This window comes from Collinsella intestinalis DSM 13280, from assembly GCF_000156175.1.
Lineage (GTDB): Bacteria > Actinomycetota > Coriobacteriia > Coriobacteriales > Coriobacteriaceae > Collinsella > Collinsella intestinalis.
In genome coordinates this window covers 1394137-1406651 of record NZ_GG692710.1, presented here as the reverse complement: position 1 = coordinate 1406651, position 12515 = coordinate 1394137, and the positions used below count along the sequence as shown (strand labels likewise).

Below are 12515 nucleotides of genomic sequence, written 5' to 3'. Positions count from 1 at the left end.
TGCCGCCGCCATCACCGCGGCGCGCGCCGGGGCGCGCACGTGCATCCTGGAGCGCGACGTCGAGACGGGCCTCTCCATCCTCGCGACCGGCAATGGGCGCTGCAATGTCTCGAACAGCCGTCTCGACGCACGTCGATACCGCCATCCCGACGCCGTGCGCGAAATCTTCGGCACCACCCCGGAGCGAGATGTCGCCGCATTCCTCGAAAGCACGGGTATCTCGACCGCAGAGGAGGACGAGGGGCGCCTGTACCCTATGAGCCGCCGTGCGGATTCGGTGCGCGACGCGCTCCTCAACACCTGTCGACGCGAGGGCATCACCGTCATGGCGTGCGCCGAACCGAAACGGCACGCTACGGGCCCAACCGGCCTCCACGAGTTCACGGTCGACCAAGCGCGCCTACCACTCTCCCATAAGCCCGGTCGCGACGAGAAGGCCCGCATCCGCAACGCGCGCAAGGCGCTCGCAGCAGCCGACCGCCTCGATCGCAAGGTGCTCGCGCGTGCCGTCGTCCTCGCATGCGGAGGGACCTCCGGGGCTTCGTGCGAAATCCTCAACCTGCCCCATGTCGCCGAAGCCCCCGTCCTGTGCCCCATTGCCTGCACTTTGCCCCCATCCGGCGACGATGAGACCGGCGGGCGCAACCTTCTCCAAGGTCTCGACGGCCTGCGAGTCGACTGCATGCTCACCCTGATGCGTGACGGGGCCGCCGTGGCATTCGAACAGGGCGAAGTCCTCTTCCGTCCCTATGGCATCTCCGGCATCGCCGCGTTCAATCTCTCGCGACGCATCGAGGCGGGCGACCAGATCGAACTCGACCTGTTCCCCGAGATGAACGAACAGGTCCTCACCCGCTTCCTCGCGCGCCGCGCGGAGACAATCGGCACCTTCGACGGCAGCCCCCGATGGTTCGACGGCCTTCTGGCTCGCCCTCTCGCGGCGCTCGTCTGCGACGCCGTGGCCGGCACCGAGCGCCCGCTGAACCGAGCGGCATCGATGCTGCACCGCATCCCCTTGCGCGTGGCAGGCACCACCGAGCACGCGCAAGCCCAGGTGCGACGCGGCGGCGTCCCCCTATCGGCCATGGAACTCGACACGCTCGCCGTGCACCCGATCAACGCGAATGAAAATGCACCGCAAGCACCCATCTACGCTTGCGGCGAGGCCATAGACATGGACGCCGACTGCGGCGGCTACAACCTTGCCTGGGCCTGGCTCACGGGCGTTCGTGCGGGCGCCGCCGCTGCCGCCGCCGTCACCCATCGCCACGGCACATCCGACCTCTCCAAGGAGCCCCATGCTTGAGATTTCCCAGATTTCCTGCCGCCTGACCGATGGCGGTGATGAGCGCTCGTGCATCGAGGCGTGCACCCGCGAGGCACTCGGCATCCTCCGCTGCCGCCGTGCAGATATCGAACGCGTCGAACTGAGACGCAAATCCATCGACGCCCGCAAGAAGTCGAACGTCCATTTCACGCTGAGTGCCCTCGTGCACTTGGCATCCGAAGTCGATGAGCCCGATCTGCTCTCGCGCCTCTCCGATCGCGACCGCAAGCGTGTGCGCGCGGTCGATGCGGACGACCCCTCCTTCCCCGCTCCCGTGCAGGACGGCCTGTGCGAGCACCGCCCTGTCGTCGTCGGAGCGGGCTGCGCAGGTCTTTTCGCCGCGCTCACGCTCGCCGAGGTAGGTCTTCGTCCCATCTTGCTCGAACGCGGGGATGACGCCACGCGACGCACCGAGGCAGTCGGGCACTTCAACGCCACCGGAGCTCTCGACACCGAAAGCAACATTCAATTCGGCCTCGGCGGTGCCGGCACCTTCTCCGACGGCAAGCTCAATACCGGGACGAAAAACCCCTTGCATCGACTGGTCCTCAAGACGCTCGTCGAAGCCGGTGCCCCGCGCGACATCCTTTGGGACGCCAAGCCCCATATTGGGTCGGACATCCTGCCCGACGTCGTCACGAATCTGATCGCGCGCATCGAGCGCCTCGGCGGCACCGTCCGCTTCCGCACCCATGTGAGCAATCTGCTCCTTGACAACGAGGGAGTCGTCTCGGGACTCATCCTCGACGGACCCGATGGACGGGAAACCATTGCCGCAACGCACGTCATCCTCGCTTGCGGTCATTCCGCTCGCGATGTATTCGAAATGCTCTCCGGCCTCGGCATCACGCTCCAGCGCAAGACCTTCGCCATGGGCGTGCGCATCGAGCACCTGCAAGCGGATATAGACCGTGCCCTCTATGGCACCGCGGCGGGCCACCCTGCGCTCGGCGCCGCCCCGTACAGCCTCGTCGCCCACCTTCCAAACGGCCGCAGCGTGTTCTCCTTCTGCATGTGCCCGGGCGGAGAGGTCGTTGCTGCCGCGAGCGAAGAAGGCGGGGTCGTCACCAACGGCGCCAGCATGCACGCCCGCGACGGCCGCAACGCGAACGCCGCATTGCTCGTCAACATCGCACCCGAAGACCTCCCGGGAGACGACCCCCTCGAGGGCGTCCGCCTGCAGCGCACCTGCGAGCAGGCCGCTTTCCGCGCCGGCGGCGGCGAATACCATGCGCCGGCCCAGCTCGTGGGCGATTTCCTCGCCCGGCGCCCCAGCACGGGCCCCGGCCGCATCGAACCCACTTATCCTCGAGGAGTCACCTGGGGCACCATCGACGATGTCCTGCCTCCCCACGTCGTCGACGCCCTACGTGAGGGCATTCCGCTACTCGATCGAAAGATCCGCGGCTACAACGACCCCGAAGCCGTTCTCACCGCCATCGAATCCCGCTCCAGCTCGCCGATCACCATCCTGCGCGACCGCCAGACCTGTATCTCGGTGAGTACGCCCGGCCTCTATCCCTGTGGCGAGGGCGCTGGCTACGCCGGCGGCATCATGAGCGCTGCCGCGGACGGCATCCGCTGCGCCCAATCCCTCGTCACCTCAATCGGGGATGCTCGCATCCGATAGTCCGCTCCCAACGTAAAGCATCACCGCCAAATAAATGGCTCGCCCCAAACGAACATGGCCCGCTTCTCGCGATAGAGAAGCGGGCCATATTGCACTCACGTTTTCAGCGGACTCCCAACGAGCTCAAATTCCCCGACAATCCGGAAACACCCTGCGGGAGAACTCCGATCCTCTAGGCGAGCTCCGCACGGGGCGCATCCACTGAGAGCGAGATGCACGCATACACGAAGCCCCAGCCGGCGAGGTACAGCTCGAGGGCGGAAAGCGCCAACATACCGGAAGCGCCCATCAGGCCGAACAGATTCGCAAACGAGACGAGAATCACACCAGCGGCGACGGCAACCTGCATACCCGGACGGCCAGCCGAGCGACGATACATCTCGAAAGCCGTGGCAAGCAGATAAAATGCCAGGAACATGCCCAGGAACGAAGCGACCGGGACGAGCGTGTCGACGGAGAACGGAAAGTTCAGCGTCCACAGGCCGCCCAGCAAAAGAACGAGACCCACCGCGGGCTCGACACCGTGTAGCGTCCATCCCGCGCGCATGGCGAAGGCGGCGACCAGCGACAGGGAACCGGCGACGATACCGAACCAGGAAAGAAGCTGCTGCAGACGAGCGAAATCCGCATAGCCCCACGCAGGAGAGACGAACAGCGCCGTGGCGAAGACAAAGCACGCGCCCGCCATGGCCACATGGCTCCACGCAAGACCGCGCAAGCGGCTGAACAGCAGGTCGAAATCGGTCATGTTGGTTTCCCCCCCCTTGCGAGACCTGCGCCCCGCATGTAAATTCACGAGCGTAAGTATACCATCCGCACTCAACGAACGGCCTGTTCACCCCCTGTCGAGACGGCCGAAGTCAAAGGCAGGCATCGGTCAGCCCGTCTCAAACTCACCTCTTGAACCGCGCGCCCGTACGCTTGCGGCCCGGTGCGAAAACGGATCCCTTGCGCGCCGACTTCCGCAGCGCCTCAATCACCTCGTCCTCGCTCGTCCCCTCCGACATCGCCTTGAGCTGAACGACGATATCGCGCAGACGAGCGGCCTCCTCAAAGTCCATGGCCTCCGAGGCCGCTCTCATGTCGTCTTCCATGGTCTCAATCACCCGAACGAGCTCCTCGGTAGGCAGATCGGCGAAATCGCGTGCAATCCGCTCGCCGACGCCCTCGCACGCATCGTCTTCCCCTTCCGTGCCGGCGGGACTGAAGAACGCTCCATGCCCTAGCGTGTCGCCTCGGCTCCGATCCTTCTTCCCCACATTCTCCTCGGCCTCGGCGATGAAGCTCGAGATGTCGTTGATGGATCGGCGAACCGTCTGGGGCTTGATACCGTGCTCCTCGTTGTATGCCGTCTGAATCGCACGTCGGCGATTCGTTTCGTCGATCGCCTCACGCATCGAATCGGTAATCGAATCGGCGTACATAACGACCTCGCCCTCGGCATTTCTCGCCGCTCGGCCGATTGTCTGGATGAGCGAGCGTCGGTTGCGCAGAAAGCCCTCTTTATCGGCATCGAGAATCGCCACGAGCGACACCTCGGGGAGATCGAGGCCCTCGCGCAACAAGTTGATGCCCACCAACACGTCGATCTTTCCCTGGCGAAGACTACGCAAAATCTCGACTCGATCCATGGTCGCCGTATCCGAGTGCATGTAATTGACGCGAATACCGGCATCAAGCAGATGGTCGGTCAGATCCTCCGCCATACGCTTTGTCAACGTGGTGACCAGCACGCGCTCATGACGTGCCACTCGTTCACGAATCTCATCGATCAGGTCATCGATCTGCCCACGCACCGGGCGCACGTCGATCTTGGGGTCGAGCAGGCCCGTCGGGCGAATGATCTGCTCCACGTTGTTCTGGCTCACTCGCAGCTCATAGTCGCCCGGTGTGGCGCTCACATAGATGAACTGCGGAATGCGCGCCTCAAATTCGTCATAGCGCAGGGGGCGATTGTCGAGCGCCGAGGGTAGGCGGAACCCGTGCTCGACAAGCGTCACCTTCCGAGAGCGGTCTCCCTCGTGCATGCCGCGGATCTGCGGCACCGTGACATGGCTCTCGTCGATGATGCACAACATGTCCTTGGGGAAATAATCTATAAGCGTGAACGGGGGCTCGCCCGGTTTGCGACCATCCAGATGTCGTGAATAGTTCTCGATGCCAGTCGTGAATCCCATGGTTTCGAGCATCTCGAGATCATAGCTCGTGCGCTGCTCCAAGCGCTGCGCTTCGAGCAATTTATCGTTCGCCTTAAGCTCCGCGACTCGTGCCTCGAGCTCTTCCTCAATGGATTTTAAGGCCGCGGTTACCTTGGGCTTCTCCGTCACGTAATGCGAGGCAGGCCAAACCGGGATAGCGTCGAATTCGCGCATGATCTCACCGGTGACTTCGTCGATCTCGGCGATAAGCTCGACCTCGTCACCGAAGAACTCGAATCTCAACGGATGCTCGGCATAGGGCGGGTAGACATCCACCACATCGCCTCTCACGCGAAACGTGCCGCGTGCAAGGTCGTAATCGTTGCGATCGTACTGAATGTCGATAAGCGAATGAATGAATTCATCGCGCTCAAGTGGCTCCTTTTTATCCACGTTCGGAGCCAGCCCTGCATAGTCCTCGGGAGATCCTATGCCATATATGCACGAGACCGACGCCACGACAATCACATCACGACGTGAAAGCAGGGATGCCGTCGCCTGATGCCGAAGCATCTCGACTTCCTCGTTAATGGAAGAGTCCTTCTCGATATAGGTATCACTCGAAGGAACATACGCCTCGGGCTGATAGTAATCGTAGTATGAGACGAAGTACACGACCGCGTTGTTCGGGAAGAACTCTTTAAGCTCACTCGCGAGCTGAGCGGCGAGCGTCTTGTTCGGCGCCATGACAAGCGTCGGTTTGCCCAAAGCCTCGATGGTCTTCGCCATCGTGAAGGTCTTGCCGGATCCGGTGACACCCAAGAGCACCTGATATCGATCCCCATCGCGCACGCCCTGAACCAAAGATGCAATGGCCTGGGGCTGATCGCCCGAAGGCTCGAACGGAGAAACGACCTCAAAAGGCGCAGGACTTCCAGACACGCCGAAACGCCTCAATTCGCCGCCGACGCGCTCAACTTCGAACTCAGCCACGCAAATCGCCATCCTTCCTAGCGAAACGCTTGCGGATATAGCTCTTGATACCGGGCTTTGGCCATATTGACGCGAACAAGATATGCCTGTGTCTCAGGGAATGTAATGGCATTATGAAGCAGCTTGTCCTGCTTTGCCCATCCATCCACATTGCCCATACCGGCGTTGTACGCGGCAATAGCCCGATCTGTCGCCCCATTGAAGTACGTCAAAAGATACGACAAGTAGGCACAGCCATATTCTATATTGATGGCCGGGTCCTCGAGATTCTCGTAAGAATAGCGTTTGCCATCGACGAGACCTTTAGCCACCATGTCTTGAGCGGTTTCAGGCATCAACTGCATAAGGCCGCGAGCACCCTGATGGGAAGAGGCCTCAGGATCCCAGCTGGACTCCGATCGGATGACAGCGGCAACCAAATACGGATCTACGCCATGAGTAGCCGCTGAAGCAGTGATCTCGTCCTCGTAACGCAAGGGATACATCGACTTAAAAAGCAACGAAGGGGCGAAAGCAAAGGCAAACGAGACAAGCCCGAAAATGAGCACGACGGTAAGAGGCAACACTCGATACCATCGAAGAAAAGAGCCGCGTCTGTTCATCAGTTTACTTCCCATCAGCCAGTCGAATGCCCCTATCCTCAAGCCAAAGGTCGAGCGATCCGAAAAGCGTATCATCTGCAACTGAATTATCGATAACGGTATCGGCCATCATTTTTAACTCATCTTCAGACGGCTGGAGGTCCGAACGTGCATCGAAATCAGAGCCACTCATGCCACGCTCAATTGCACGTGCACGACGAGTGTCAAGCGGCGCCGTAATGGCAATTACCTCATCAGCCAAGCCGAATGCATCGGTAAACGACGCGGGAGCGGAAATCTCAACGACGGTGAGCGCGGGTGTAGGCACGACGAGCGAGCAACAAGGAACCGGTAAGAGAATATTAGAAAGATAATCCAGCAGGACGGGATGGACAATTTCATTTAGCTGGTGAACAGAGCCCTCATCGACAAACGCCCGCTGAGCGAGAACAGATGAGCGCACTTCACCCGATTCATCGAGGACATCCCATCCAAAAGCCTCCGCAATGGAATCAACGATCGCAGAGCCGGGGACATAAAGGCTTTTTGCGATTACATCAAGATCGAGATGGCGTGCGCCAGAACGGGCGAGGTAGGAGCATGCAGTAGATTTACCAGATGCAATATTGCCCATGACAAACAAGGTGAAGGGCATACGCGCCTCCAAAATTAGCTACCTATAGCAAAAGAGGGCCCCCGAGGGGACCCCCTTGCGCTCCCGCGCCGGGAAAGCGCGAAAGCCGTCCACCGGTCAGCGGCGCCCTGCTCTCCCACGGGCTGACCCCGCAGTACCATCGGCGCGGTGCGGCTTAGCTTCCGGGTTCGGAATGGGACCGGGCGTGCCCCGCACGCAATGGCCGCTGACCGGTGGGCGGCTTTCATACCTCCCACCCGGGATCCTCGCGTGCCCTGAGGGCCGCACAGCGACTCGCAGACGGGACCGTACCGACCTGACCTTCTGACGACGCGACACCGTGATACGTTAAGTATGGCGTCCCGCCGGTCGGATGCGGGTAAGAGCTCGGGCTATTAGTACCGCTCGGCTGAGCACGTCGCCGTGCTTGCACCTGCGGCCTATCGACCAGGTAGTCTACCTGGGCCCTTACCGGAAGGAGAACTGATCTCGGGAACGGCTTCCCGCTTAGATGCCTTCAGCGGTTATCCGCGCCGCACGTGGCTACCCGGCCGTGCCGTTGGTCGACAACCGGTTCACCAGAGGTGCGTCCACCCCGGTCCTCTCGTACTAGGGGCAGCCTCCCTCGATTCTCCTGCGCCCGCGGAGGATAGGGACCGAACTGTCTCACGACGTTCTGAACCCAGCTCGCGTACCGCTTTAAACGGCGAACAGCCGTACCCTTGGGACCTGCTCCAGCCCCAGGATGCGATGAGCCGACATCGAGGTGCCAAACCTTGCCGTCGATGTGGACTCTTGGGCAAGATCAGCCTGTTATCCCCGGAGTACCTTTTATCCGTTGAGCGACGGCCCACCCACGCGGGGCCGCCGGATCACTAGAGCCTGCTTTCGCACCTGCTCGGCTTGTAGGCCTCGCAGTCAAGCCCGCTTATGCTCTTGCACTCAGGAGGACGGTTGCCGACCGTCCCGAGCGGACCTTCGCGCGCCTCCGTTACCCTTTAGGAGGCGACCGCCCCAGTCAAACTACCCACCTGGCACGGTCCCCCATCCGGATGACGGCATGGGGTTAGGACGCCGGCGCGCCGAGGGCGGTATTCCAAGGTCGGCTCCACCCGGGCTGGCGCCCGGGCTTCGAAGCCTCCCGCCTATCCTCTACGCGACGGGCCAGCGGCCAATGCCAAGCTGCAGTGAAGGTTCACGGGGTCTTTCCGTCCTTCCGCGGGTAAGTCGCATCTTCACGACTAGTGGAATTTCACCGGGTCCATGGTCGAGACAGCGCCCAATTCGTTGCGCCTTTCGTGCAGGTCGGAACTTACCCGACAAGGAATTTCGCTACCTTAGGACCGTTATAGTTACGGCCGCCGTTTACCGGGGCTTGGCTTCGGGGCTTCGCTTTCGCTGACCCCTCCGCGTGACCTTCCGGCACCGGGCAGGCGTCAGACCCTATACGTCGGCTCTCGCCTTCTGCAGAGTCCTGTGTTTTTGGTAAACAGTCGATTGGGCCTCTTCACTGCGGCCGGCCTCCGCTCGCCCAGCAAGTGGGTCCACGTACGCGCCGGCGCCCCTTCTCCCGAAGTTACGGGGCCATTTTGCCGAGTTCCTTGACCATGGTTGACCCGATCGCCTCGGTATGTTCTACCCACCCACCTGTGTCGGTTTGCGGTACGGGCGGAGATGCCCCTGCCTAGGGGTTTTTCTGGGGACCACGGGCTCACTCGCTTCGCTCGAGCGCTTCGTCCGGAGCCTCGCCCTCGCGGAGACCGGATTTGCCTGGTCTCCGGGCCGCGCTCCATCACGGGGACGTCCAGAACCCCGCCGAGCCACCCCAATCCGTCGCCCCGTCGGTCGTGACGGTGCATCTCCGGTGCAGGAATGTCCACCTGCTGCGCGTCGCCTACGGCTTCCGCCCTCGGCTTAGCCCCCGACTGACCCTGGGAGGATTAGCCTCGCCCAGGAAACCTCGGGTTTACGGCGGACGAGTTACTCTCTCGTCTCTCGCTACTCATGCCAGCATTCTCACTCCCCAGCAGTCCACCGTCGGTGACCCTCCGGCTTCGCCCCGCTGGGGACGCTCCCCTACCCAATGAAATCTCATTGCCGCCGCTTCGGCTCTCAGTTTAGCCCCGTGTATTGTCGGCGCATGTCCACTCGACCAGTGAGCTGTTACGCACTCTTTGAAGGGGTGGCTGCTTCTAAGCCAACCTCCTGGTTGTCTGCGCGGACGCACATCCTTTGCCACTTAACTGAGAATTGGGGGCCTTAGCGGGCGGTCTGGGCTGTTTCCCTCTCGAGCACACAGCTTAGCCCACATGCTCTGACTGCCGAGATATGGACCGACCGGCATTCGGAGTTCGGTTCGAATCGGTAGGCGGCGAAGCCCCCTCATCGATCCGGTGCTCTACCTCCGGCGGTTAACTCTCGACGCTAGCCCTAAAGCTATTTCGGGGAGAACGAGATATCTCCGGGTTTGATAGGCCTTTCACCCCTATCCCCAGGTCATCGGCGCACTTTTCAACGTACGTCCGTTCGGCCCTCCACGGGGTCTTACCCCCGCTTCAGCCTGCCCAGGGATAGCTCACCCGGCTTCGCGTCTGCGGCACGCGACTCAGATCGCCCGTTTCGGACTCGCTTTCGCTCCGGCTCGCTTCCCAGCTTAACCTCGCCGCGTGCCAGCAACTCGCTGGCTCATTCTACAAAAGGCACGCCGTCACGGGACGAAGCCCGCTCCGACGCCTTGCGGGCGCACGGTTTCAGGTACTGTTTCACTCCCCTCCCGGGGTGCTTTTCACCTTTCCCTCACGGTACTGGTGCGCTATCGGTCACATGGGAGTATTCAGGCTTGGAGGGTGGTCCCCCCGGGTTCGGACCGGGTTTCACGTGCCCGGCCCTACTCAGGTACCTCCACCGGGCTCCATCCCAGGGTGCGCCTACGGGGCCCTAACCCTGTGCCGCCGGCCTTCCCATGCCGTTCGGCTCCCCTGGATGGATGCCCGCCGGGAGCGCCAGCTCCCGGGCGGGAGGCCCTACAACCCCGTGGGCGGTAAGGGCTGGCGCCCGCCCGCTCCACGGTTTGGCCTAGGTCCCCTTTCGCTCGCCGCTACTCGGGGAATCTCGAGGTTGATTTCTTCTCCTCCGGGTACTTAGATGTTTCAGTTCCCCGGGTTGTCCCCCTCAGGACTATGTGTTCATCCTGAGGGTGCCAGGACTTCTCCTGGCGGGTTCGCCCATTCGGAGACCCGCGGGTCGAAGGGTGTGTGCCCCTAACCGCGGATTATCGCAGCTTGCCGCGTCCTTCATCGGCTCCATGTGCCAAGGCATCCGCCGTGCGCCCTAGATATCTTCCCGCACGACCGTGCGGGACGCCGTATCTAGACACTTGAATGTCTGGGTGTCGCATACGCTCGGTGACTTTCGTCACCGGCGATCGTCATGCAACTTACTATATTTGCAGATTGGAAGATATATCTCATATCTCAATATAGAAGAATCGATCAGATCGTAATAGATCCGTCTTGTCGCTATGCGGCTCTCAAGGTACGCGGGGCTACCCCGGGGACCGGACACGCGAAGGGGCGGGCGGAGACTCGGGCACACCTGCGCCGTAACATTGTGAGATTTGGTTCTCTGTTGCTTTCTAGTAAGCTGATTCTCCCTAGAAAGGAGGTGATCCAGCCGCACGTTCCCGTACGGCTACCTTGTTACGACTTCACCCCCCTCACCCTCCACACCTTCGGCGCCTCCCCCCAGATGGTTGGGCCGGCGACTTCGGGTGCAGACGACTCGGGTGGTGTGACGGGCGGTGTGTACAAGGCCCGGGAACGCATTCACCGCGGCATGCTGATCCGCGATTACTAGCAACTCCGACTTCATGGGGGCGGGTTGCAGCCCCCAATCCGAACTGGGGCCGGCTTTCAGGGATCCGCTCCGGCTCGCGCCATCGCATCCCGCTGTACCGGCCATTGTAGCACGTGTGCAGCCCAGGGCATAAGGGGCATGATGACTTGACGTCGTCCCCGCCCTCCTCCGGATTGACTCCGGCGGTCCCGCATGGGTGCCCACCCGAGGTGCTGGCAACATGCGGCGGGGGTTGCGCTCGTTGCTGGACTTAACCAAACATCTCACGACACGAGCTGACGACAGCCATGCACCACCTGTGACCGCTCCTCTCGGCCACCGGGTCTCCCCGGCTTCACGGTCATGTCAAGCCCTGGTAAGGTTCTTCGCGTTGCTTCGAATTAAGCCACATGCTCCGCTGCTTGTGCGGGCCCCCGTCAATTCCTTTGAGTTTTAGCCTTGCGGCCGTACTCCCCAGGCGGGACGCTTAATGCGTTGGCTGCGGCACGGAGGGATCGTCCCCCCACACCTAGCGTCCATCGTTTACGGCTGGGACTACCAGGGTATCTAATCCTGTTCGCTCCCCCAGCTTTCGCGCCTCAGCGTCGGTCTCGGCCCAGAGGGCCGCCTTCGCCACCGGTGTTCCACCCGATATCTGCGCATTCCACCGCTACACCGGGTGTTCCACCCTCCCCTACCGGACCCGAGCCCGGCGGTTCAGGGGGCGGGACGGGGTTGAGCCCCGCCATTTGACCCCCTGCCTGCCGGGCCGCCTACGCGCGCTTTACGCCCAATGAATCCGGATAACGCTCGCCCCCTACGTATTACCGCGGCTGCTGGCACGTAGTTAGCCGGGGCTTCTTCTGCAGGTACCGTCTTGTCTCATCCCTGCTGAAAGCGGTTTACGACCCGAGGGCCTTCGTCCCGCACGCGGCGTCGCTGCGTCAGGGTTCCCCCCATTGCGCAAGATTCCCCACTGCTGCCTCCCGTAGGAGTCTGGGCCGTGTCTCAGTCCCAATCTGGCCGGTCGGTCTCTCAACCCGGCTACCCGTCGTCGGCACGGTGGGCCGTCACCCCGCCGTCTACCTGATGGGCCGCGGAGCCATCCCCTCCCGTCTGGGCTTTGCCCGCGGGGCCATGCGGCCCTGCGGGGTCATCCGGTATTACCCACGGTTTCCCGAGGCTATCCCGGAGGAGGGGGCGGGTTCTCCACGTGTTACTCAGCCGTTCGCCACTCGCTTCCACCCGAGGGTGGGTGCCGTTCGACTTGCATGTGTTAGGCGCGCCGCCAGCGTTCATCCTGAGCCAGGATCGAACTCTCCGTCCAATATGATGGCCGGGCCAGGAGGCCCGGTCGCGATCATGGTTGGCGCGGAGT

Annotated in this window: 6 protein-coding genes and 3 rRNA genes; 2 read left to right on the top strand and 7 right to left on the bottom strand. The window is 62.2% G+C overall.

Annotation, left to right across the window (positions count from 1 at the left end; translation table 11 throughout):
• Positions 1-1306 (top strand): NAD(P)/FAD-dependent oxidoreductase (locus tag COLINT_RS06300; RefSeq protein WP_006723613.1); only part of this gene is annotated, 1306 nt, incomplete at its 5' end.
• Positions 1299-2957, top strand: a complete 1659-nt coding sequence (locus COLINT_RS06295) for an NAD(P)/FAD-dependent oxidoreductase (RefSeq protein ID WP_006723612.1) — start codon at positions 1299-1301, stop codon at positions 2955-2957. The genes COLINT_RS06300 and COLINT_RS06295, both read left to right, overlap by 8 nt.
• A 172-nt stretch (positions 2958-3129) precedes the next feature.
• Here COLINT_RS06295 and COLINT_RS06290 read toward each other — a convergent pair whose 3' ends face one another.
• The 7 genes from COLINT_RS06290 to COLINT_RS06260 all read right to left on the bottom strand — a co-directional run bounded on the left by COLINT_RS06290 (position 3130) and on the right by COLINT_RS06260 (position 12464).
• Complete coding sequence (locus tag COLINT_RS06290) at positions 3130-3705, bottom strand: hypothetical protein (RefSeq protein WP_006723610.1); 576 nt, start codon at positions 3703-3705, stop codon at positions 3130-3132.
• 145 nt (positions 3706-3850) lie between these two features.
• Positions 3851-6100 carry an excinuclease ABC subunit UvrB gene (gene uvrB / locus COLINT_RS06285; protein ID WP_006723609.1) on the bottom strand — a complete coding sequence of 750 codons (2250 nt, stop codon included), beginning with the start codon at positions 6098-6100 and terminating at the stop codon, positions 3851-3853.
• 5 nt (positions 6101-6105) lie between these two features.
• A complete protein-coding gene (locus COLINT_RS06280) occupies positions 6106-6705 on the bottom strand; it encodes a lytic transglycosylase domain-containing protein (RefSeq protein ID WP_233418356.1) in 600 nt (199 codons plus the stop codon).
• Positions 6695-7324, bottom strand: a complete 630-nt coding sequence (coaE, locus tag COLINT_RS06275; RefSeq protein WP_006723607.1) for a dephospho-CoA kinase — start codon at positions 7322-7324, stop codon at positions 6695-6697. The genes COLINT_RS06280 and coaE overlap by 11 nt, the downstream gene beginning before the upstream one ends.
• Positions 7325-7418: 94 nt before the next feature.
• Positions 7419-7534 (bottom strand): 5S ribosomal RNA (gene rrf, locus COLINT_RS06270).
• Positions 7535-7677: 143 nt separating this feature from the next.
• A 23S ribosomal RNA gene (locus COLINT_RS06265) occupies positions 7678-10648 on the bottom strand.
• Between the two features lie 311 nt (positions 10649-10959).
• A 16S ribosomal RNA gene (locus COLINT_RS06260) occupies positions 10960-12464 on the bottom strand.
• The 16S, 23S and 5S rRNA genes sit together here, the layout of an rRNA operon.
• Positions 12465-12515: the final 51 nt, after the last annotated feature.

Excerpts from the sequence above, each read along its gene's own strand:
- COLINT_RS06295 (WP_006723612.1), top strand. The coding sequence starts at position 1,299 with ATGCTTGAGATTTCCCAGATTTCCTGCCGCCTGACCGATGGCGGTGAT.
- COLINT_RS06290 (WP_006723610.1), bottom strand. The coding sequence starts at position 3,705 with ATGACCGATTTCGACCTGCTGTTCAGCCGCTTGCGCGGTCTTGCGTGG.
- uvrB (WP_006723609.1), bottom strand. The coding sequence starts at position 6,100 with ATGGCGATTTGCGTGGCTGAGTTCGAAGTTGAGCGCGTCGGCGGCGAA.
- COLINT_RS06280 (WP_233418356.1), bottom strand. The coding sequence starts at position 6,705 with ATGGGAAGTAAACTGATGAACAGACGCGGCTCTTTTCTTCGATGGTAT.
- coaE (WP_006723607.1), bottom strand. The coding sequence starts at position 7,324 with ATGCCCTTCACCTTGTTTGTCATGGGCAATATTGCATCTGGTAAATCT.